This window comes from Bradyrhizobium sp. 132 (assembly GCF_023074185.1).
Classification (GTDB): Bacteria; Pseudomonadota; Alphaproteobacteria; order Rhizobiales; family Xanthobacteraceae; genus Bradyrhizobium.
Genome location: NZ_JADPKY010000041.1, coordinates 12,493 through 35,808, shown reverse-complemented (window position 1 = coordinate 35,808; position 23,316 = coordinate 12,493). Strand labels below are relative to the sequence as shown.

Sequence of the window (23,316 nt, the reverse complement as noted above, 5' to 3'; positions counted from 1 at the left end):
AGGCCGGCTTGCGCCGGCCTTTTCATTGTTCTCGGTAGTCCTACGGATGAACGATCATTCCGCGGGCGGCAGCGCCATCGGCTCGACTTCCGGCGCGGGCGACACGACGGCCGCCTGCTTCTCGCGCTCGTCGAGGATCATCTTGTCGCGCTTCACGGCGACTTCGCGGATCTTGGCCATGGAGGCGCCGGTGCCTGCCGGGATCAGCCGGCCGACGATGACGTTCTCCTTGAGGCCTTCGAGCGGATCGACCTTGCCGTTGACCGCCGCTTCCGTGAGGACGCGGGTGGTCTCCTGGAACGAGGCCGCCGAGAAGAAGGAGCGGGTCTGAAGGCTCGCCTTGGTGATGCCGAGCAGAACCGGCGTCGCCGTGGCGATCTTCTTGCCCTCTTCCTTGGCTCTCGCGTTGATCTGGTCGAACTCGATCTTGTCGATCTGCTCGCCCGAAATCATGTCCGTGTCGCCCTGGTCGGTGACTTCCACCTTCTGGAGCATCTGGCGGACGATCACCTCGATGTGCTTGTCGTTGATGAGCACGCCCTGGAGCCGGTAGACTTCCTGGATCTCGTTGACCAGATAGGCCGCGAGTTCCTCGATGCCCTTGACCGCCAGAATGTCGTGCGGCGCCGGATTGCCTTCCACGATGAAGTCGCCCTTTTCGACGACGTCGCCGTCCTGAAGGTGGATGTGCTTGCCCTTCGGGATCAGGTACTCGCGTGCCTCTTCGGTCTTGTCCATCGGCTCGATCGAGATGCGACGCTTGTTCTTGTAGTCGCGCCCAAACCGGATGGTGCCCGCGATTTCGGCGATGATCGCCGCATCCTTCGGACGCCGTGCCTCGAACAATTCCGCCACCCGCGGAAGACCGCCGGTGATGTCACGCGTCTTGGCGCTTTCGGTCGAGACACGGGCGAGGATGTCGCCCGCCTGGACCTTGGCTCCGATGTCGACCGACAGAATGGCGTCGACCGACAGCATGTAGCGAGCATCGCCGCCACGGGCGAGCTTGAGCACCTTGCCGTCCTTGCCCTTGATCACGATGGCCGGACGCAGGTCCGCGCCGCCGCGCATCGAGCGCCAGTCGATGACCACGCGCTTGGCGATACCGGTGGCCTCGTCGAGCGTTTCCGAGATCGACTGTCCCTCGACCAGATCCTCGAAGCCGATGGTGCCTTCGACCTCGGTGAGGAGCGGACGGGTGTAGGGATCCCACTCGACGATACGCTGGCCGCGCTTGACCATGTCGCCCTCGTCGATGTGCAGGCGCGAACCGTACTGAATACGGTGCGTCGCACGCTCGGTGCCGTCGGCATCGACGATCGCGATCACCATGTTGCGGACCATTGCGACCAGGTGGCCGTCGCTGTTGCGGGCGATGGCCTTGTTCCTGATCACGATCTTGCCGTCGAAGTTGGATTCGACGAACGACTGCTCGTTGAGCTGCGCCGCACCACCGATGTGGAAGGTGCGCATGGTCAGCTGGGTGCCGGGCTCGCCGATCGACTGCGCCGCGATGACGCCGACGGCTTCGCCGTGGTTGACCGGCGTGCCGCGGGCAAGGTCGCGCCCGTAGCACATGCCGCAGATGCCATTGACGAGCTCGCAGGTCAGAGCCGAACGGATCTTCACCTCCTGCACGCCACCCTGGTGGATGGCATCCAGATGGCTCTCTTCCATCAGCGTACCGCGCTTGAAGATCACCTTGCCCGAGCTGTCACGCACGTCTTCGCAGGCCGTGCGGCCCAGGATGCGCGAGCCGAGCGAAGCAACCACGGTGCCGGCATCGACGATGGCGCGCATCTTGATGCCGAGCTTGGTGCCGCAGTCGTTCTGCGTGATGATGCAGTCCTGCGCGACGTCGACCAGACGACGGGTCAGATAGCCGGAGTTCGCGGTCTTCAACGCGGTGTCCGCGAGACCCTTACGGGCGCCGTGGGTCGAGTTGAAGTACTCGAGCACCGAGAGGCCTTCCTTGAAGTTCGAGATGATCGGCGTCTCGATGATCTCACCCGACGGCTTGGCCATCAGGCCGCGCATGCCGGCGAGCTGGCGCATCTGGGCCGGCGAACCGCGGGCACCGGAGTGAGCCATCATGTAGATCGAGTTGATGTCGGCATCCGCCCCGCTCGCCGTCTTCTTGGTCGAGGAGATCTCCTTCATCATCGCCTTGGCGATTTCTTCCGTGGCCTTCGACCAGGCGTCGACGACCTTGTTGTACTTCTCGCCATGGGTGATCAGGCCGTCGTTGTACTGCTGCTCGAAATCCTTCGCCAGCGTACGGGTGGTGTCGACGATCTTCCACTTGGAGTGCGGCACGACCATGTCGTCCTTGCCGAACGAGATGCCGGCCTTGAACGCGTTGTAGAAGCCGAGCGCCATGATGCGGTCGCAGAAGATCACCGTCTCCTTCTGGCCGCAGTGGCGGTAGACTTGGTCGATGACGCCGGAGATTTCGCGCTTGGTCATCAGCTTGTTGATGATCTCGAACGGAACCCGCGGATTCCGCGGCAGCAGGTTGCCCAGCATGACTCGGCCGGCGGTGGTTTCGATCCAGCGCTTGGAAATCTTGCCGGTCTCGTCAATGCCTTCCCAACGGTACCTGATCTTGGTGTGGAGGTGGATGACCTTCGCGTGCAGCGCGTGCTCGAGCTCAGCCATCTCGCCGAAGATCTTGCCCTCGCCGGGCAGGCCTTCGCGCATGATGGAGACGTAGTAGAGACCGAGCACGATGTCCTGCGACGGCACGATGATCGGCTGGCCGTTCGCCGGATGCAGGATGTTGTTGGTCGACATCATCAGGACGCGCGCTTCGAGCTGCGCCTCAAGCGACAGCGGAACGTGCACGGCCATCTGGTCGCCGTCGAAGTCGGCGTTGAACGCGGCGCAGACCAGCGGATGAAGCTGGATCGCCTTGCCCTCGATCAGCACGGGCTCGAACGCCTGAATGCCGAGGCGATGCAGCGTCGGCGCGCGGTTCAGCAGCACCGGGTGCTCGCGGATGACCTCGTCCAGGATGTCCCAGACCTCGGGCCGTTCCTTCTCGACCAGCTTCTTCGCCTGCTTCACGGTGGTGGACAGGCCCTTGGCGTCAAGCCGCGAGTAGATGAACGGCTTGAACAGCTCGAGCGCCATCTTCTTCGGCAGGCCGCACTGATGCAGGCGCAGCTCGGGACCGACCACGATCACCGAACGGCCCGAATAGTCGACGCGCTTGCCGAGCAGATTCTGACGGAAGCGGCCCTGCTTGCCCTTGAGCATGTCGGCGAGCGACTTCAGCGGACGCTTGTTGGCACCGGTGATGACGCGGCCGCGGCGGCCGTTGTCGAACAGCGCGTCGACGGCCTCCTGAAGCATGCGCTTCTCGTTGCGGATGATGATGTCAGGCGCGCGCAGCTCCATCAGCCGCTTCAAGCGGTTGTTGCGGTTGATGACGCGGCGGTAGAGATCGTTGAGGTCCGAGGTCGCGAAGCGGCCGCCGTCCAGCGGCACCAGCGGACGCAGGTCCGGCGGGATCACCGGGACCACGGTCATGATCATCCATTCCGGCTTGTTGCCGGAGTGGCGGAACGCTTCCACGATCTTCAGGCGCTTGGCGAGCTTCTTGTGCTTGATGTCGGAGTCGGTCTCCTGCATCTCCGCGCGCAAGGTCAGTTCGAGCTTCTCGAGATCCATGCCCTTGAGCAACTCGCGGATCGCTTCCGCGCCGATCATGGCGGTGAAGGAATCCTGGCCGTACTCGTCCTGCGCCTTCAGATACTCGTCTTCCGATAGCAGCTGACGGTCCTTCAGCGCAGTGAGGCCCGGCTCGAGCACGACGTAGTATTCGAAGTAGAGAATCCGCTCGAGATCCTTGAGCGTCATGTCGAGCAGGAGGCCGATGCGCGAGGGCAGCGACTTCAGGAACCAGATGTGGGCGACGGGGGCTGCGAGCTCGATATGGCCCATGCGCTCGCGCCGGACGCGCGACAGCGTGACCTCGACCGAGCACTTCTCGCAGATGATGCCCTTGTACTTCATGCGCTTGTACTTGCCGCACAAGCACTCGTAGTCCTTGATCGGCCCGAAGATGCGGGCGCAGAACAGGCCGTCGCGCTCGGGCTTGAAGGTACGGTAGTTGATGGTTTCCGGCTTCTTGATCTCGCCGTACGACCAGGACAGAATCTTCTCAGGGCTCGCGATCGAGATCCGGATCTGGTCGAAGACCTGAGCCGGCGTCGTCGGATTAAAGAGATTCATAATTTCTTGGTTCATCGTCTTCTCCTCGCGTGCCGGTCGCCTCCGGCAGCAAATTCGAAAATCACTATGCGGGGCGCCCTGCCCTCGCGACTCGGGGACTAGGCGCCGATGCCCGGCCGTTCAGGCCGGGCATGAGGGTCGTCTTACTCGGCTGCTTCCGCCGTCCCCGGTCCGACCTTGGAATTGTGCAGGTCGACGTTGAGGCCGAGCGAGCGCATTTCCTTGACCAGCACGTTGAACGATTCCGGAATACCGGCCTCGAAGGTGTCGTCGCCACGCACAATCGCCTCGTACACCTTGGTACGGCCGGCGACGTCGTCCGACTTCACGGTCAGCATTTCCTGGAGCGTGTACGCCGCGCCGTAAGCCTCGAGCGCCCACACTTCCATTTCGCCGAAGCGCTGGCCGCCGAACTGCGCCTTGCCGCCCAGCGGCTGCTGGGTGACGAGCGAGTACGGACCGATCGAACGCGCGTGGATCTTGTCGTCGACGAGATGGTGCAGCTTGAGCATGTAGATGTAGCCCACCGTCACCTTGCGATCGAAGGCATCGCCGGTGCGGCCGTCATAGACGGTCGACTGACCCGAAGCGTCGAGACCGGCAAGCTTCAGCATCTCCTCGATGTCCGCTTCCTTGGCGCCGTCGAACACCGGCGTCGCGATCGGCACGCCGCGGCTCAGATTGTGGCCGAGCTCGATCAACTCGTTGTCGTTGAGCGACTTGATCGTCTCGTCCTCGCCGTAGACCTTCTTCAAGGTTTCCTTCAGCGGCTTGATGTCCTGCCTCGACAGATAGGCATCGACCGTCTGGCCGATACGCTTGCCGAGGCCGGCGCAGGCCCAGCCGAGATGGGTCTCGAGGATCTGTCCAACGTTCATGCGCGAGGGCACGCCGAGCGGATTGAGCACGATGTCGGCATGCGTACCGTCTTCGAGGAACGGCATGTCCTCGATCGGCACGATCTTCGACACCACGCCCTTGTTGCCGTGGCGGCCGGCCATCTTGTCGCCGGGCTGGATCTTGCGCTTCACCGCGACGAAGACCTTGACCATCTTCATCACGCCGGGCGGCAATTCGTCACCGCGCTGAAGCTTTTCGACCTTGTCGAGGAAGCGCTGTTCCAGCCCCTTCTTCGACTCGTCGTACTGCTTCCGCATGGCCTCGATCTCGGCCATCAGCTTGTCGTTCGGCGAAGCGAACAGCCACCACTGCGACTTCGGGTACTCCTCGAGCACCGCACGGGTGATCTTGGTGTCCTTCTTGAAGCCCTTCGGACCGGCAATGCCCTGCCGTCCCTCGAGCAACTCGGCAAGACGGTTGTAGACGTTGCGGTCCAGAATCGCCTGCTCGTCGTCGCGGTCCTTGGCCAGACGTTCGATCTCTTCCCGCTCGATCGCCAGCGCACGCTCGTCCTTGTCGACGCCGTGACGGTTGAACACGCGCACTTCGACGATGGTGCCCTGCACGCCCGGAGGAACGCGCAGCGAGGTGTCGCGAACGTCGGAAGCCTTTTCACCGAAGATGGCGCGCAGGAGCTTTTCTTCCGGCGTCATCGGGCTTTCGCCCTTCGGAGTGATCTTGCCGACCAGGATGTCGCCGGCGCGCACTTCCGCGCCGATGTACACGATACCGGCTTCGTCGAGGTTCTTCAGCGCTTCTTCCGACACGTTCGGAATGTCGCGGGTGATTTCCTCGGGTCCGAGCTTGGTGTCGCGGGCCATCACCTCGAACTCCTCGATGTGAATCGAGGTGAAGACGTCTTCCTTCACGATCCGCTCGGAGAGCAGGATCGAATCTTCGAAGTTGTAGCCGTTCCACGGCATGAACGCGACCAGCACGTTGCGGCCGAGCGCGAGCTCGCCGAGATCGGTCGACGGGCCGTCGGCGATGATGTCGCCCTTCTTGACGATGTCGCCGACCTTCACCAGCGGACGCTGGTTGATGCAGGTCGACTGGTTCGAGCGCTGGTACTTCATCAGCCGGTAGATATCGACGCCCGACTTGGTCGGATCGAGATCTTCCGTGGCGCGGATGACGACGCGGGTTGCGTCGATCTGGTCGATCACGCCCGAACGGCGCGCCGCGATCGCAGCACCCGAGTCACGCGCAACCACGCCTTCCATGCCGGTGCCGACGAACGGCGCCTCGGCGCGAACCAGCGGCACCGCCTGGCGCTGCATGTTCGAGCCCATCAGCGCGCGGTTGGCGTCGTCGTTCTCGAGGAACGGGATCAGCGCGGCTGCGACCGAAACGAGCTGCTTCGGCGACACGTCCATGTAGTCGACCTTGTCCGGGGTCACCGGCAAGACTTCGCCGGCGTGACGGCAGACCACGAGATCTTCGGTGAAGCGGCCCTTCGGATCGAGCGGCACGTTGGCCTGCGCGACCGTGTAGCGGCCCTCTTCCATCGCCGAGAGGTACACGACCTCGTCGGTGACGCGCCCGTCCTTGACCTTGCGGTAAGGCGTCTCGACGAAGCCGTACTTGTTCACGCGCGCGAAAGTCGCGAGCGAGTTGATCAGGCCGATGTTCGGACCCTCCGGCGTCTCGATCGGGCAGATGCGGCCGTAATGCGTCGGATGCACGTCGCGCACCTCGAAGCCGGCGCGCTCGCGGGTCAGACCGCCCGGTCCAAGCGCCGAGAGACGGCGCTTGTGGGTGATCTCCGACAGCGGGTTGGTCTGGTCCATGAACTGCGAGAGCTGCGAGGAGCCGAAGAACTCGCGCACGGCGGCGGCCGCCGGCTTCGCGTTGATCAGGTCCTGCGGCATGACCGTGTCGATGTCGACCGAGGACATGCGCTCCTTGATCGCGCGCTCCATGCGGAGCAAGCCGATGCGGTACTGGTTCTCCATGAGTTCGCCGACCGAACGCACACGGCGGTTGCCGAGATGGTCGATATCGTCGATCTCGCCCTTGCCGTCGCGCAAATCCACCAGCGTCTTGATGACGGAGAGGATGTCTTCCTTGCGCAGCGTGCGCTGGGTGTCGGGCGCATCGAGGTCGAGGCGCATGTTCATCTTGACGCGGCCGACCGCTGAGAGGTCGTAACGCTCGGCGTCGAAGAACAGCGACTGGAACATCGCCTGCGCCGAATCCAGCGTCGGCGGCTCGCCCGGACGCATCACGCGGTAGATGTCGAACAGCGCGTCCTCGCGCGTCATGTTCTTGTCGGCCGAGAGCGTGTTGCGGATGTAGGCGCCGACATTGACGTGGTCGATGTCGAGCAGCGGCAGTTCCTTGTAGCCGTGCTCGTTGAGAGCCTTCATCGACTTGTCGGTGATCTCTTCACCGGCTTCCGCGTGGATCTCGCCGGTCTTCGGATTGACGAGGTCCTCGGCGATGTAGTTGCCGACGAGCTCCGCATCCGACAGGCGCAGCGCCTTGAGGCCCTTCTCCTGCATCTGGCGCGCACCGCGCACGGTGAGCTTCTTGCCGGCTTCGAGCACGACCTTGCCGGTATCGGCGTCGATCAGGTCGTTGATGGTCGAGTAGCCGCGGAAACGATTGGCGTCGAACGGAACACGCCAGCCTTCCTTGATCCGCTTGTACTGGATCTTCTTGTAGAAGGTGCTGAGGATCGCCTCGCCATCGAGGCCGAGAGCGAACATCAGCGACGTCACCGGAAGCTTGCGGCGACGGTCGATACGCGCATAGACGATGTCCTTGGCATCGAACTCGATGTCGAGCCAGGAGCCGCGATACGGGATCACGCGGGCGGCGAACAGCAGCTTGCCCGAGGAATGGGTCTTGCCCTTGTCGTGGTCGAAGAACACGCCGGGCGAACGGTGCATCTGCGAGACGATGACGCGCTCGGTGCCGTTGACGATGAAGGTGCCATTCATCGTCATGAGCGGGATGTCGCCCATGTAGACGTCCTGCTCCTTGATGTCCTTGACCGACTTCGCGCCGGTTTCCTCGTCGATATCGAACACGATGAGGCGCAGCGTCACCTTGAGGGGTGCGGCGAAGGTCATGCCGCGCTGGCGGCACTCGTCGACGTCGTATTTCGGCGGCTCGAACTCGTAGCGGACGAATTCCAGCATCGAGGTGCCCGAGAAGTCAGAGATCGGGAACACCGAGCGGAACACTGCCTGCAAGCCCTCATCGGACCGCCCGCCCTGGGGCTCGTCGACCATCAGGAACTGGTCATAGGATGCCTTCTGAACCTCGATGAGGTTCGGCATCTCGGCAACTTCCTTGATGTGTCCGAAGAACTTGCGAACGCGTTTGCGACCGGTGAATGTCTGCTGCGCCATCGTGGCCTCTCATTTTCGGCGCCCGATCTGGGCGCGCCGTCCGGAACGCGGCTACCGCCGCTCCCCGGGTTGAATTTTTCGAACCCGCTTTGGAGGACCGGAGACTCAGTTTCAGGCAGGAATGTCCTGAATCTGTTCTTCAGACCTTCAAAACGCAAAACGACGCGCGGGGCGCAGTAGCGCGCCCGCCCGTCACAACCATTCTCTTCACGGACTGCAAAAGCCCGAAATAGCTTGCTCTCCCAACGGCTTACAGGGAAACCCGGCATCCCTGCCCACCGCGCTTTCGTGCTGTCGACCCGATATGGGACGACAGTAGTGCAGATTCGAGGGGTAAAGCCTCAAATCCCCACACTTTTTCGTGTTCGACCTGCGTCGGGCCGTTCCGTCGCACGCCTTTTGCATCTGGCCCACCCTTTCGGGGAGTGGACCGAGATCCCGGTTTCGCTGATGCTCACCGGGATCTCGTATCAGTAAGCGTTGCTTACTTGAGCTCGACCTTCGCGCCAGCCTTCTCGAGCTGGGCCTTGAGCTTCTCGGCTTCGTCCTTGTTCACGCCTTCCTTGACAGGCTTCGGCGCGCCCTCGACAAGGTCCTTTGCTTCCTTCAGGCCCAGGCCGGTGATGGCGCGGACTTCCTTGATGACCTCGATCTTCTTGTCGCCGGCGGCGGCAAGAACGACCGTGAACTCGGTCTTCTCTTCGGCCGGAGCGGCGGCAGCGCCACCACCAGCCGGGCCGGCCACGGCGACAGCCGCGGCAGCCGAAACGCCCCACTTCTCTTCGAGGAGCTTCGCGAGTTCGGCAGCTTCGAGCACGGTGAGGCTCGAGAGGTCGTCAACGATCTTCTGCAAGTCAGCCATTGTTCAGTTTCCTTGAATGTAATCTGGTTCGGGTTTGAGTTTTGCGAAGGGCGTCAGGCCGCTTCGCTCTTTGAGGCATAAGCCTGGATGACGCGCGCGAGCTTGCCCGCGGGCGCATTGGCGAGCTGAGCGATCTTGGTCGCCGGGGCCACAAGAAGGCCGACGATCTTGGCGCGCAGTTCGTCAAGCGACGGCAGCGAGGCAAGTGCCTTCACGCCGTCGACATTCAGGACGGTCGTTCCCATCGAGCCGCCAATGATGACGAACTTTTCGTTCGCCTTGGCGAATTCGACGGCGACCTTTGGCGCCGCTACCGGATCGTCCGAAGTGGCGATCACAGTCGGTCCCTTCAACATGGAACCGATGGCAACGACGTCAGTGCCTTCAAGAGCAATTTTGGCGAGACGGTTCTTCGAGACCTTCACCGAGGCGCCAGCCTGCTTCATCTGCATGCGCAGCTTCTGCATCTGGACAACGGTCAGGCCGGAATATTGGGCAACGACCGCGACGCTCGTGGCCTTGAAGATGCCATTGAGCTGTTCGACCGCTTCCTTTTTTGCCGCTCGTTCCACAGCAAGCTCTTTCCGGTTGGCGGTCATCGCGAGAAACGGGACCACCGGGTTGCACCCATCGTCCCACCCAAAACCTGAACCTCTGGGCCAAAACCCTTCGGACACGCGCCGGGCGAGACGACAATTCAAAGCCTGCCCTCCGGGAGCCCATTGGAGCCCACGGCGTGTCGAGGTCCGAACCAAACCCATTCCGCAGCCAACCCTAAGGTGGACACGAAGTGAAATCCGGTCTTCACCCGTCTATGCAGGCCATGCGATTAAGCCGTTGAGAAATCGAGATTCCCCGCGGGCGCCTGCAGTCTTGGACAGGACAAGGTCAGCCGGCGAACCGCCCGACCCCTGCCCGCACTCCACCACCCGACGGGTTTTCCTTCCTTTTCCGGCAAATCCTTGCGGACGTCCTGAAAAGGAATGATCTCCTGTCGTATCGGGTTTTTCGGAATGCGTGCACGAACGCGCCAGCCAAGGCCGGTACGTCCGGAAGCGGTTCTTTAACCGCTCAGGGCCGGCTTGCCAAGAGCAAAATTCACACCAGTTCCAATCCGTTGCCGCTGGCGCTTGACCCGGGCCGACAAGGGCCGATTCAGGCTCATTTGACCCCATAAGGCAGCGGCTTGCCCTCGAAAAACGCGGTCAGGTTCGCCAGCACGCAGCTCTGCATGGCAACATGCGATTCGAGGGTATGGCCGCCGATATGGGGGGCGAACACCACATTGGGCAGCGCCGTCAGCGCGTCGGGCGCGTGCGGTTCCTTGTCGTAGACGTCGAGACCCGCGCCGGCGATGGTCGTCTCGGTGAGAGCCGTCACCAGGGCAGTCTCGTCGATCACCGAGCCGCGGGAGATGTTGACGACGTAGCCGTCCGCCCCGAGCCGCTTGAGGATATCGGCGCTGACGGCGTGCTGGGTCTCGGCCCCTGCCCGGACGGCGATCATCAGCACGCTGCTCCAGTCGGCGAGCGCCTCCAGCGTCGGGAAATATTGATAGGGCAGATCGTGTTTGCTGCGGCTGAAATAGCCGATTTCGCTCTCGAAGGCGGCGCAGCGCGCCGCGATCTTGCGGCCGATCTCGCCCATGCCGTAGACGCCGATGCGGCGGCCGGGCATGCCGGCCTGCGGGCGCATCATCGGCGACTGCTTTGAGGCAGCCCAATCGCCGCTGCGGACATATTGGTCGGCAACCAGGATCCGTCGCGTCGTCGCCAGCATCAAGGTCATCGCGATATCGGCGACCGAGGCCGCATTGGCGCCGGGGCTGTGGCCGACCGCAATGTTGCGCGCGGCGGCGGCCTTCAGATCGACGCCGTCATAGCCGGTGCCGTAGCAGACGATGGTGCCGAGCTTTGGAAACAGGTCCATCGCCTCCGCGCCGAGCGGCGTGCCGCCCGCGGTGAGCACCGCGCGGATGCCACCGAGCTCGTCGGCCGAAAACACCTCGCGCGCGGGCTTGCCGCCGGTGTCGAGCAGCTCGAACCGCTCGGCGAAGCGCGCCATCATCGTTTTGGGAAAACGCGAATAGATCAGGACCTTGTCAGTCATTGTTCTTGTTTCCAGTGAACACCGTCACAAACAACGAGGGGCGGAATCGGTTGCCCGATTCCGCCCCTCGCCTCATGCATTTACAAACCCTAGCCGAGAATGGTGGCCGGCTCGACCTTCACGCCCGGGCCCATCGACGAGGACACCGCAACGCGCTGGATGTAGGTGCCCTTGGAACCAGCCGGCTTGGCCTTGGAGACAGCGTCAGCCAGGGCCTTGATGTTCTCGACCAGTTTCTCCTCGGAGAACGAGGCCTTGCCGACGCCGGCCTGCAGGATGCCGGCCTTCTCGACACGGAACTCGACCGAGCCGCCCTTGGCACCCTTCACCGCGCCAGTGACGTCCATGGTCACGGTGCCGATCTTCGGGTTCGGCATCAGGCCGCGCGGGCCCAGCACCTTACCGAGACGGCCGACCAGCGGCATCATGTCGGGGGTCGCGATACAACGATCGAAATCGATCGTGCCGTTCTGCACCTTTTCGACCAGGTCTTCGGCGCCGACGACGTCGGCACCCGCAGCCTTGGCTTCATCAGCCTTGGCGCCGCGGGCGAACACGCCGACGCGGAGCGTACGGCCGGTGCCGTTCGGCAGGGTCACGACGCCGCGGACCATCTGGTCGGCGTGACGCGGATCGACGCCGAGATTGATCGCGACCTCGATGGTCTCGTCGAACTTCGCTTTCGCGCGTTCCTTGACCATCTTGATGGCGTCCGCGAGCGGGTAAAGCTTTTCGCGATCAACACCTTCGCGGGCTTTGTTCAAACGCTTTCCGATTGCCATGACCGCTTACCCTGCCACTTCCAGACCCATCGAGCGGGCAGAGCCCTCGACCATCTTCATGGCCGATTCGATGGTATCGCAATTGAGATCCTTCATCTTCTTCTCGGCGATCTCGCGCACTTGCGCCTTGGTCACCGCGCCGGCCTTGTCGCGGCCCGGCGCCTTCGAGCCGGACTGGATCTTGGCAGCCTGTTTGAGGAAGAAGGACATCGGCGGCGTCTTCATCTCGAAGGTGAAGGAACGGTCCGCATAGATGGTGATGACCACCGGGATGGGGGTGTTCTTCTCTTCCTTCTGGGTCTGGGCGTTGAACGCCTTGCAGAACTCCATAATGTTGAGACCGCGCTGACCGAGCGCGGGACCGATCGGGGGCGAAGGATTCGCCGCACCGGCCGGGACCTGAAGCTTCAGGTATCCGGTCACTTTCTTTGCCATGTATCACTCCTGTTGGGCCGGCCTGGACCGGCGGTTTCAGGTTCGTGGTCTGGGTCGGATGCGGCTGGCAACCGCCCTCTCCCTCCCACGGCCTCTTGTTGCGTGAGACCGAAGTCTCACGCCTACCCGATCAGATCTTCTCGACCTGACCGAATTCCAGTTCGACCGGCGTGGCGCGGCCGAAGATCGACACCGCGACCTTCACGCGCGAGCGCGCCTCGTCGATTTCCTCGACGACACCCGAGAACGAGGCGAACGGGCCGTCGGCCACGCGCACGTTCTCGCCGATCTCGAACGACACCGACGCCTTCGGCCGTTCCACGCCCTCCTGCACCTGGTGCAGGATGCGCATGGCCTCGGCTTCCGAGATCGGCATCGGCTTGTTTTCCGCGCCGAGGAAGCCGGTCACCTTCGGCGTGTTCTTGATCAGATGAAACGCCTCGTCGGTCAGCTTCATCTTCACCAGCACGTAGCCCGGAAAGAACTTGCGCTCGGCGTCGATCTTGCGGCCGCGGCGCACTTCCGTGACCTTCTCGGTCGGAACCAGCACCAGCTCGAACAGCTCCTCGAGCCCACGCTGCTTGGCCTGCTCGCGGATCGATTCGGCGACCTTCTTCTCGAAGTTCGAATAGGCGTGGACGATGTACCAGCGCTTGTCAGACAATTGAGCCGTTGCTGTTGCCATCAGTGGATGCCCAGAAGGAAGGTGATGAGGTAACGGATGACCTGGTCGGCGGCGAAGAAGAAGATCGAGGCCACGGCGACCATGACGAACACCATGATGGTGGTGATGGTCGTCTCACGGCGGGTCGGCCAGGTGACCTTGGCGGTCTCCGAGCGCACTTCCTGCAAGAACTTGAACGGGCTGACTGCCATCGTTTGATGTCCAACGTCCGTCGACAGACGCGAATGAATTTCAGGGATCCGAACAGCCGCCGTTGGCCCAGCCCTCTGTCTCGAAGGATGAGCCGGAATCCGGGCTCGATTGTTCGGGGATTTCAAAGCCGCGCCGGAGATCCGCGTCTAACGGGCCGGCTGCGAGTGGGCGGTATCTACTGCGGATGGGAGCAAAGGTCAAGATCGAGAGGGTGCCAGCGGGTAAACCGGCCTCCGCGGGCGACCGAGCAGAGACCATGCCGATCAAGGGCTTATCGGCCGCCTGCAAAGCGCGGTCCCATGCCCTCCGCCGGTTCTTTGCAGAACGACACCCTGGGTCCCCCTCTCCTGGGACCCCTTCTAGCGACCTGGGGCGGTCAATCGGCCCGATCGATCGTCGAGATGCCCGGCAACGGCACAACGAACTTTCCGCCATCGGCGAAATAGCGGGCATGCTTGGCCCGGATCGGATCCACGTAGCGCCAGGCGAAAACGACGACGAATGCCGGCTTGCGCTCGTAAAGGGCGGCGGGCGACAGGATCGGGATGTCGTAGCCCGGGCCGGCCATCACGTTCCCCTTCTTGGGGTCGTCGTCCACCAGGAAGTCAATCTTCGTCTCCAGGCCGAACTGCGGCAGCAGGGTCGTGGTACCGACAGACACGCCGTAGCCGGCCACGAGTTGACCGCGCGCATGGGCGGCATCGGCCATCGCGACCAACTCGTCGCGGATGGCGGCGATCCTCCGCGCATAGGGCACATAGTAGGTGGGCTGGTCGACGCCGAGCCGGTCTTCCTCGCCGATGAAGCGCGCGACCTCCGCGGAAGGCTTCTTCGGGCCGCCGGCACGCTGCACCGTCACGCGGATAGAGCCGCCCTTGGTCTCGATGTGCTGGACGTCGATCACTTCCATGCCGAGCCGCGCGAAGAAGCGCGTCAGCGGCTTGATGTTAAAATACGACAGATGCTCGTGATAGACGGTGTCGAGGAGGTTCTTCTCAGTGACGTCGACGCCGTACTGCGTTTCGAAAACGAACAGCCCGTCCGGCGCCAGCACGTCGCGGACCCCGATCACCAGCGGATCAAGATTGTCGACATTGGCGATCATGTTGTTGGCGATCACGACGCTCGCCACACCGTGGCTTTGTAGAATGCGATGACCGATGGCATCGGTGAAGAAATCGCCGATGGTCTCGATCCCCGCTTCCGTCGCCCGCCGTGCGATGTCGACGGCGGGATCGACACCCAGCACCCGCATGCCGCGCTCCCTAAAGAAGCCGAGCAGCGATCCGTCATTGCTGCCGAGTTCGACGACCAGCGAGCCCGGCGCGATGGCGAAACGGCTGACGACGTCGTTGGCATAGCCCGCGAAATGCTCCCGCAGGCCGAGCGAGAGCGAGGTGGTGTAAACGTAGTTGCGGTACTGGATCTCGGGATTGCCGACATGGAGAATTTGGAGATGGCCGCAGTCTGCGCACAGGTGCAGCGCCATCGGCACAGCGGCGCGAAAGACGGGATCGTCGACGCTGGCGTTCGGCACCTGGAAGTTCGGCGTGCCGATGGGCATGCCTGCCATCGGGACGACCAGCTCTTGCTTGTCCGAATGACAGAGGCGGCAGGTATGACGGACGTAGAACAGGTTTTTCATCGTAGGACCGGAAAACGGAGACGTGCGGGCGGGTGAGGCAATCTCACCCTGTGAAGATCAGATCGACGGCATTGGTCAAGAGAGTCAAGGGTGGCGCGCCCAATGTACACCGGCACGGCGATCAACAGCAGCAGCTTCACCGAAAATAGGCCGCCTGCTTCAATCGCGCCTGCATCGAATTCCCGCCTCAGGATGCCGGATATTCCGCGCGACCGATGACGAGGTCGATCGCGGCCATCATCCAGAACTGGTGCGTGGTCTCGACGATGTTGTAGCTGCGGCTATCGACGTAAAAATCGACGTCGCCGAGATTGCGCAGCGGATTGTCCGCATTCATGCCCGACAGCGTGATCACGTCGAGCTTCATCGTCCGCGCCTGCGCGACCGCATTGAGGATGTTCTTCGAGCGCCCCGACGAGCTGATCGCGACGAGGCAATCGCCGGCGCGAGCGCTCAGCCGCACCGCATGCGCGAGCCAATCCTCGAAACCGTAATCATTGGCAAGGCACGACATCATGCTGGCATCGCTGAAGCAGAGTGCGGGCACTGATGCGTTCTTCGCCAGATCGATAGCGAGATGCGAAGCGATGCCGGCCGAGCCGCCATTGCCGATGAAGATGATGCGACTGCCCTGCTCTCGCGCGCGCAACCAGGTGGCGCGGGTAGCGGAAATCCTGGCGAAAACCCCGTCGTCAACCGCAGTCGCGCGATGGAGGCGCGCCACATAATCGTCGAGGAAAGCCTTGTGATCGGGATCGACGGACTCGGCAGGCATGGGCTCGCGGCTCGACGGCGACATGACGCCCTGATACCGGCTATCACCAGCGATTGCAAAGGTATAATACCTGCCGAGTGTACTAGCAGCCGATTCGGTTTCCGACTCCACTTAACATTGGCGAGCCTGTTTCGCTGGGCATTCGCATCACGGATGTTCCCATGAAATGCATCGTTACCGGTGGCGCGGGCTTCATCGGCAGTCACCTCGTCGATCGTCTCCTCGACGACGGGCACAAGGTCATCGCGCTCGATAATTTCGTGATCGGACGCCCCGAAAATCTCGCCTCGCGCGCCGATTCGAGTCGACTGAAGATTGTGCGGGCCGACGTCACCGAACTCGAATCGATCAAGCCGCATTTCGACGGCATCGACTGGGTCTTCCATCTCGCCGCGCTGGCCGACATCGTTCCCTCGATCGAGTCCCCGATCCCGTATCATCGCGCCAATGTCGACGGCACGGTCAACGTTCTCGAGGCTGCACGGCAGGCGGGCGTCAGCCGCTTCGTTTATGCCGCGTCGTCGTCTTGCTACGGAATTCCCGACGCCTATCCGACGCCGGAGAGCGCCGAGATCCGGCCGATGTATCCCTATGCGCTCACCAAGAATCTCGGCGAGCAGTGCGTCATGCACTGGTGCCAGGTCTACAAATTGCCCGCGGTCGCGCTGCGCCTGTTCAACGTCTACGGGCCGCGCCATCGCACCACGGGCACCTACGGCGCCGTGTTCGGCGTGTTCATGGCGCAGAAACTCGCCGGCAAGCCCTTCACGGTGGTCGGCGATGGCGAGCAGACCCGCGACTTCACCTTCGTCAGCGATGTCGCCGACGCCTTCGTGACCGCCGCGCGCTCCGAGGTCTCGAACGAAGTTTTCAACGTCGGCTCCGACAACACCTACAGCGTCAACCGGCTGGTCGAACTTCTCGGCGGCGACAAGGTCCACATTCCCAAGCGTCCCGGCGAACCCGAGTGCACCCATGCCGACATCACCAAGATCAAGCGGATCCTGAAATGGACGCCGAAGGTGAAATTCGAGGACGGCGTCGCGACGATGCTGAAGTCGATGGATCAGTACAAGGACGCGCCGCTGTGGACGGTGGACAAGATCGCGGACGCGACCAAGGACTGGTTCAAGTATCTCGGTGACGACAGCGACGCCGCGTCCGGCACGCCGCAGAAGGCAAGCCAGTGAACAGGTTCGCCGGATATCGTTGCCGCGAATCGATCAATTCCGGGCCGGCCGACTGAGGTCGGCCGGCGCTTTGGGTTATCACATGGGCAATCTTCCGACCGACAATCCCGCGTCAACCGCCCAACTGGCGGCGCACGAAAAGATCAAGACAATCGAGGAACTCGGCGAGATCGCGCGATCTGCGCAAGCGCAGGGCCGGAAGGTCGCACTCTGCCACGGCGTCTTCGACCTCGTGCATCTCGGCCACATCAGGCATATCCAGGCCGCGCACAACGAAGGCGACGTCGTCATGGTGACGATCACCGCCGACCGTCACGTCAACAAGGGGCCGGGGCGGCCGATCTTCCCCGAAAACATGCGGGCCGAGATGCTGGCCTCGCTCGCGAACGTCGATTGGGTCGGCATCAATCACACCTCCAGCGCCGAGCCGATTCTCGACACGGTGCGGCCGGACATCTATGTGAAGGGGTCCGACTACGAGAACCCCGAAGACGACGTGACCGGCAAGATCCGGACCGAGCGCGACGCCGTCGAGCGTCACGGCGGACGCATCGTGTTCACGCGCGACGTGACCTTCAGCTCCTCGTCGCTGGTGAACCGGTATTTCGACATCTACGATCCTCCACTCCGCGACTACCTGCAAAAGGTCCGTGAAGGTGGCGGCGCCGACCGTCTGCTGAAGCTGATCGACAAGGTGCAGGACATGCACGTCGTGCTGGTCGGCGACACCATCATCGACGAATACCAGTACGTCACGGCGCTCGGAAAGGCTTCGAAGGAAAACATCGTCGCCACGCTGTTCAAGAACGGCGAGCAATTTGCCGGCGGCGTCATCGCCGCGGCGAACCATGTCGCGAGCTTCTGCAAATCGGTGGAGATCGTCACGACGCTGGGCGGCAACGACTACCCTGAAGAGTTCATCCGCGCACATGTCCGCCCGAACGTCACGCTGACGCCGATTCGCATTCAGGGCCGTCCGACGACCCGCAAATCGCGGTTCGTCGAGCTGGGATATCTGCACAAGCTGTTCGAAGTCTACACCATGGACGACACGCCGCTCGACGAGGCCGATCGGAAGGAGATCGACCGTATCACGACGGAGCGCGTGCGCGGCGCCGACGTGGTGATCGTCACCGATTTCGGTCACGGCATGATCGCCTCGAGCACGATCGACGCCCTGATTGCGAACTCCAAGTTCCTGGCGGTCAATGCCCAGAGCAACAGCGGCAATCACGGCTACAACCTGATCACGAGATATCCGCGTGCTGATTACATCTGCATCGACGCGCCGGAGGCGCGTCTGGCGGCAACCGACAAGTTCAGCGACATCGCATCCGTGATCGCGGCCGGCCTGCACGGCAAGATCGACTGCGACAACATGATTATCACGCACGGCTCCTTCGGTTGCTACCCGTTCTCTTCGAAAACCGGCGTCGCGCGCGTTCCTGCCTTCACCAAGACCGTCGTCGACACCGTCGGCGCGGGGGACGCCTTCCTGACGATCACCGCGCCGCTGGTCGCCGCCGGCGGCAATATCGAGGACGTCGCCTTCATCGGCAACGCGGCCGGCGCGATCAAGGTCGGGATCGTCGGCCACCGCAGCTCGGTCGAAAAGGTGCCGCTGGTCAAGTTCGTCACTGCGTTGTTGAAGTAGCGCGAACGGCAAATACTGGAGAACGACAGTGATTGGTCAAGAATGGAATGTGATGGTCACCGGTGGCGCCGGCTATGTCGGCAGCGTGCTGGTTCCCCACTTGCTCGCCGCGGGCCACAAGGTCACCGTGCTCGACCTGTTCATGTATGGCGACGATGTCTTCGATGCCGTCCGCAACAATCCAAATCTGCGCCTGATCAAGGGCGACATCCGCGATGAAGCCGCGATCAACGAGGCCCTGCGCGGCAACGACGCCGTGATCCACCTCGCCTGCATCTCCAACGATCCGTCGTTCGAGCTGGATCCGGGGCTCGGAAAATCCATCAATTACGACTGCTTCCGGCCGATGGTGCGCGCCGCCAAGAAGGCGGGCATCAAGCGCTTCATCTACGCCTCCTCGTCCAGCGTCTACGGCATCAAGGACGAGGCCGAGGTGACCGAGGACCTGTCCTGCGAGCCGCTCACGGACTATTCGAAGTTCAAGGCGATGTGCGAGACCGACCTCGCCGACGAGGCGGCGTCCGGGTTCGTCGCCTGCACGGTTCGTCCCGCCACCGTCTGCGGCTACGCACCGCGGCAGCGGCTCGACGTCGTCGTCAACATCCTGACCAATCTCGCGGTCAACACCGGCCGCATCCGCGTGTTCGGGGGAACGCAGCGCCGGCCCAATCTGCACATCGAGGACATGTCCGCGGCCTATCTGTTCCTGCTCCAGCAGGACGACGCGAAGATCGACGGCAAGACCTACAATATCGGCTACGAGAACCACTCGCTGATGAAGATCGCCGACATCGTCAAGTCGGTGGTCGGCAGCAATGTCGACGTCGCCGTTGAGCCGACCGACGATCTCCGCTCCTACCACGTCTCTTCGGAGAAGATCCGCCGCGAGCTCGGCTTTGCGCCGACCCACACGATCGAGCAGGCCGTGTCCGGCCTTGTCAACGCCTTCAAGGGCGGCCGCCTGCCGAACTCGCTCAACGACCCCCGGTACTTCAACATCAAGATGATGCAGAACATCAGCCTGAAGTGAGCGGCGTGCGGATCGGCATCGATTTCGACAACACGATCATCTGCTACGACAAGGTCTTTGCCGCCGTCGCAAGTCAGCGTGGGCTGGTGCCGGAGGGGTGGGAGGGGCTGAAGACCGACGTGCGGGACCATCTCCGCTCCCGCGCGGGCGGCGAGTTGGCCTGGCAAGGGCTGCAAGGCTTCGTCTACGGCAAGGGCATTGGCAGCGCCGAAATCTATCCGGGGGTGCGGGAATTTTTGTCAGCGTGCAAGCAGGCCGGTTCCAAGGTCTCCATCGTCAGCCACAAGACTCGATTCGGTCATCAGGACCCCGACCGCACCGACCTGCGTGACGCCGCGCGCAGCTGGCTACGACGAGCCGGCCTGATCGACGCTGCGGATTCGGCGCTGGCCGTCGGCGACGTCTATTTCGAGGATACACTGGCCGCCAAGGTTGAGAGAATCGCGGGCCTGGGGCTCGACGTCTTCATCGACGATCTCGTCGACGTCTTCGAGCAACCGCATTTTCCCAAGGCCACGCGATCGATTCTGTTCACGCGGTCGCAGCCCCCCCACCCCGAACAGTGCAAGCCGATCGCGACATGGGCCGATATTCGCCGCGAGGTGCTTGCGGCATGAGCGAGACCGACATAACCGCGCCGGTTGCGATCGCGATCGGCAGCCGCCTGGCCGGTGCGCGAGTCGCGGCCGCCCAGCCGGCACGGTCCGGCGGCAACAACAGGGTGTTTCGGCTGGAGATGGCGGAGGGACCGCCCCTTGCCCTTAAGCATTATCCGTCCGACGGACGCGATCGCCTGGGACAGGAATATGCCGCGCTCTCGTTTCTGTCGCGCCACGGCATCATGTCGACACCGCGGCCGGTCGCAAAGGACGCGGATGCGCTCTGCGCGCTGTACCAATGGTTCGACGGCGAGGCGGCGGTGCTGCGCCCGCAGGGCGACGACGCCGACCAACTCGCCGATTTCCTGATAGCGTTGCAGAAACTGCGCGCCGCCGAAGGCGCGCAAAATTTGCGCAACGCCTCAGCCAGCATCTTTTCGCCCGAGGCAGCCATCGCCCAGTACGAGCAGCGCCTGGACGGACTGCGGCGGGTCTCGGATGATCATCCCGACCTGCGCGCGTTCATCGAAGGCAGCCTGGTTCCCAGCACTGACGTCGCGATTCGGCAGCTCCGCCGGCGCTACGCCGAACTGGGCCGGGATCCCGCAGCGGACCTTGCGCCCAACCATCGCGCGCTAAGTCCGTCCGATTTCGGACTGCACAACGCGTTGCGCGCCGAAGGCGGGTGCTTGCGATTCATCGACTTCGAATATTTCGGCTGGGACGATCCGGTCAAGCTCGTGTCCGACACCGCCATTCACCCCGGCAGCGACCTGCCGGAGGCGAGCGCGAATCGCTTGGTCAAACGGCTGTCGCGCGCCTTCGAGGCGGGCGATGACGCGTTTGCGATCCGCCGTGACGTACTGTATCCTGTGTTCAAGGGAATCTGGTGCCTGATTGTCCTGAACGCCTATTTGCCGGACAGCCGCTCCCGGCGCGCAATGGCTGCACAAGGTGGCGATGTTACGATCCGCCTCGCCGGTCAGCTCGACAAAGCCCGCCGGCTTCACCAGACGATTAGCCCAACAGATTTACCGAAGTGACCCAGATCTCGCCCCACGCTGAAGCCGCCCTCACCTGCACGCTGGACGAGCGTAGCCTTTATCTGCGCCGACTGGTCCTCGGTTCTGTCCGCTCCGCGGGACGCGGACATGTCGGTCCGGCATTGTCGCTGATCGAAATGGTCCGCGTACTCTACGACGACGTGCTGCGGATCGATCCGAACAACCCGCGCGATCCGGCCCGCGACCGCGCGATCCTCAGCAAGGGGCACGGGTGTCTGGCGCTCTATGCGCTGCTGGCCGATCGCGGCTTCTTTCCCCTGTCGGAGCTCGACGGCTTCTGCGGCCCCGACAGCATTTTGGGCGGACATCCCGAATACGGAATGGTGCCGGGCGTCGAGGCGTCGACCGGCGCACTTGGACACGGCCTGTCGATCGGTGTCGGCCTTGCGCTTGCCGCACGCATGCGCGAGCGCAGCTACCGCACCTTCGTTCTGCTCGGCGACGGCGAGATCAACGAGGGCTCGGTGTGGGAGGCTGCAATGGGCGCGGCCAAGCACGGGCTCGACAATCTGGTCGCGCTGATCGACTACAACAAGCTGCAGAGCTACGGCCCCACCGACTATGTCCTGCCGCTGGAGCCACTCGCGGACAAATGGCGCAGCTTCGGCTTTGCGGTGCAGGAGCTCAACGGCCACGACGTCGGTGCCCTGCGCGCTGTCCTGAAGCAGGTACCGGCCGTTCCGGGAAAACCCACCGCGGTCATCTGTCATACGGTCAAGGGCAAGGGTCTGCCGGCCGCGGAATCCAACGCCGATTGGCATCACAAGAACAAGCTGACCGACAGCGAGCTCGGCGCCATCCGCGTCGCTGTCGGCGATTTTTGATCGGCTTCCCATGCGCAATACCGCGATGAACATGGTCCACAAGCTCGCCACGCGCGACGAGCGTGTGCTCTACATCGGCTCCGATCCCGGCGCGGGCACCTTGCGCGCGATGAGCAAGGAGTTTCCCAAGCGCCACCTGATCGAAGGCATTTCGGAAGCGCACATCATCGGCATGTCGGCCGGTCTCGCGATGGAAGGCTTCGTGCCCTACGTCAACACCATCGCGACATTCCTCACCCGCCGCTGCTACGAGCAGGTCGCCGTCGATCTCTGCCTGCACAATCTGCCGGTGCGGCTGATCGCCAATGGCGGCGGGCTGGTCTATGCGCCGCTCGGCCCCACCCACCAGGCGATCGAGGACATCGCCATCATGCGGGCGCTGCCGAACATGACAGTGGTCTGCCCGTGCGACGCCGACGAGGCGGCGCGGCTGATGGAGCAGACGCTCGACTGGACCGGGCCGATCTACATCCGGCTCGGCAAGGGTGGCGACGCCGTCGTCTCGAAGGCCGAGCACGGCTTTGAGATCGGCAAGGCCATCCTGATGCGGCCACCGGGCGACGTCGTCATGGTCACGACGGGCATCATGCTCCAGCGCGCACTCGCCGCGGCCGACCTGCTGGCCGCCCAGGGCATTCGCGCCGGCATCCTGCACATGCACACGGTCAAGCCGCTCGACACCGAGGCGCTGCTGCAATCAATCCGGGGCACCAAGCTGGTGGCGACGCTGGAGGAGCACGTGCCCTCCGGCGGCCTCGGCAGCGCGGTCGCGGAGGCGCTGATCGACAAGCTCGGCTTCGGCCTGCCCGCGATGCTTCGGCTGTCGCTGCCGGATCGTTTCATGCACAATTACGGATCGCAGGACTCGCTGCTGAAGAAGCACGGACTTTCCGCCGGCGCCATTGCGACCTCGATCGAGCGCGCGCTCGCCGCCTCGCACACCTCCTCTCCTCAACTTCATTCCACCTGACGGGC

At 63.2% G+C, this 23,316-nt stretch carries 18 protein-coding genes; 7 read left to right on the top strand and 11 right to left on the bottom strand.

Going from position 1 to position 23,316, the window contains the following annotated elements; genetic code table 11:
- Positions 1-54 precede the first annotated feature (54 nt).
- The 11 genes from rpoC to IVA74_RS07215 form a co-directional block, all read right to left on the bottom strand.
- Positions 55-4,251: a DNA-directed RNA polymerase subunit beta' gene (rpoC, locus tag IVA74_RS07265; protein ID WP_247341151.1), complete on the bottom strand. Its 4,197-nt coding sequence runs from the start codon at positions 4,249-4,251 to the stop codon at positions 55-57.
- Positions 4,252-4,379: 128 nt separating this feature from the next.
- Positions 4,380-8,495, bottom strand: coding sequence for a DNA-directed RNA polymerase subunit beta (gene rpoB / locus IVA74_RS07260; RefSeq protein ID WP_247341149.1), 4,116 nt, complete (start codon positions 8,493-8,495; stop codon positions 4,380-4,382).
- 484 nt (positions 8,496-8,979) lie between these two features.
- Positions 8,980-9,357 (bottom strand): 50S ribosomal protein L7/L12, encoded by a 378-nt coding sequence (gene rplL, locus IVA74_RS07255; protein WP_007602994.1) that lies wholly within the window; start codon positions 9,355-9,357, stop codon positions 8,980-8,982.
- Between the two features lie 53 nt (positions 9,358-9,410).
- Positions 9,411-9,929 carry a 50S ribosomal protein L10 gene (rplJ, locus tag IVA74_RS07250; protein WP_247341276.1) on the bottom strand — a complete coding sequence of 173 codons (519 nt, stop codon included), beginning with the start codon at positions 9,927-9,929 and terminating at the stop codon, positions 9,411-9,413.
- A 589-nt stretch (positions 9,930-10,518) separates the two neighbouring features.
- Positions 10,519-11,466 (bottom strand): 2-hydroxyacid dehydrogenase, encoded by a 948-nt coding sequence (locus IVA74_RS07245; protein ID WP_247341147.1) that lies wholly within the window; start codon positions 11,464-11,466, stop codon positions 10,519-10,521.
- Between the two features lie 89 nt (positions 11,467-11,555).
- Positions 11,556-12,248, bottom strand: coding sequence for a 50S ribosomal protein L1 (gene rplA, locus IVA74_RS07240; RefSeq protein WP_247341144.1), 693 nt, complete (start codon positions 12,246-12,248; stop codon positions 11,556-11,558).
- Between the two features lie 6 nt (positions 12,249-12,254).
- A complete protein-coding gene (gene rplK / locus IVA74_RS07235; RefSeq protein ID WP_045008228.1) occupies positions 12,255-12,683 on the bottom strand; it encodes a 50S ribosomal protein L11 in 429 nt (142 codons plus the stop codon).
- A 130-nt stretch (positions 12,684-12,813) separates the two neighbouring features.
- Entirely contained in the window at positions 12,814-13,368 is a 555-nt protein-coding gene (gene nusG / locus IVA74_RS07230; protein WP_247341142.1) for a transcription termination/antitermination protein NusG, read from the bottom strand.
- The gene (gene secE / locus IVA74_RS07225) at positions 13,368-13,559 is read right to left on the bottom strand and encodes a preprotein translocase subunit SecE (RefSeq protein ID WP_045008229.1); all 192 of its coding nucleotides are present in this window, start codon (positions 13,557-13,559) and stop codon (positions 13,368-13,370) included. The genes nusG and secE overlap by 1 nt, the downstream gene beginning before the upstream one ends.
- A 377-nt stretch (positions 13,560-13,936) precedes the next feature.
- Positions 13,937-15,205 (bottom strand): class I SAM-dependent methyltransferase, encoded by a 1,269-nt coding sequence (locus tag IVA74_RS07220; protein ID WP_256467553.1) that lies wholly within the window; start codon positions 15,203-15,205, stop codon positions 13,937-13,939.
- A gap of 187 nt (positions 15,206-15,392) precedes the next feature.
- Positions 15,393-15,980 (bottom strand): SIS domain-containing protein, encoded by a 588-nt coding sequence (locus tag IVA74_RS07215; RefSeq protein WP_247341137.1) that lies wholly within the window; start codon positions 15,978-15,980, stop codon positions 15,393-15,395.
- Between the two features lie 161 nt (positions 15,981-16,141).
- Between IVA74_RS07215 and IVA74_RS07210 the strand changes: the two genes are divergently transcribed.
- From IVA74_RS07210 to IVA74_RS07180, 7 genes are all read left to right on the top strand, one after another.
- A complete protein-coding gene (locus IVA74_RS07210) occupies positions 16,142-17,170 on the top strand; it encodes an SDR family oxidoreductase (RefSeq protein ID WP_247341135.1) in 1,029 nt (342 codons plus the stop codon).
- 82 nt (positions 17,171-17,252) lie between these two features.
- A complete protein-coding gene (locus tag IVA74_RS07205) occupies positions 17,253-18,824 on the top strand; it encodes a PfkB family carbohydrate kinase (protein WP_247341133.1) in 1,572 nt (523 codons plus the stop codon).
- A gap of 28 nt (positions 18,825-18,852) precedes the next feature.
- The gene (locus tag IVA74_RS07200; protein WP_247341131.1) at positions 18,853-19,854 is read left to right on the top strand and encodes an SDR family oxidoreductase; all 1,002 of its coding nucleotides are present in this window, start codon (positions 18,853-18,855) and stop codon (positions 19,852-19,854) included.
- Between the two features lie 5 nt (positions 19,855-19,859).
- On the top strand, positions 19,860-20,471 hold the full coding sequence (locus tag IVA74_RS07195) for an HAD family hydrolase (RefSeq protein WP_247341129.1): 612 nt from the start codon (positions 19,860-19,862) through the stop codon (positions 20,469-20,471).
- Complete coding sequence (locus tag IVA74_RS07190) at positions 20,435-21,496, top strand: aminoglycoside phosphotransferase family protein (protein WP_249817199.1); 1,062 nt, start codon at positions 20,435-20,437, stop codon at positions 21,494-21,496. The genes IVA74_RS07195 and IVA74_RS07190 overlap by 37 nt, the downstream gene beginning before the upstream one ends.
- On the top strand, positions 21,493-22,341 hold the full coding sequence (locus IVA74_RS07185; RefSeq protein ID WP_247341125.1) for a transketolase: 849 nt from the start codon (positions 21,493-21,495) through the stop codon (positions 22,339-22,341). Before IVA74_RS07190 ends, IVA74_RS07185 begins: the two co-directional genes overlap by 4 nt.
- Before the next feature lie 10 nt (positions 22,342-22,351).
- Positions 22,352-23,311 (top strand): transketolase C-terminal domain-containing protein, encoded by a 960-nt coding sequence (locus IVA74_RS07180; protein ID WP_247341122.1) that lies wholly within the window; start codon positions 22,352-22,354, stop codon positions 23,309-23,311.
- Positions 23,312-23,316: the final 5 nt, after the last annotated feature.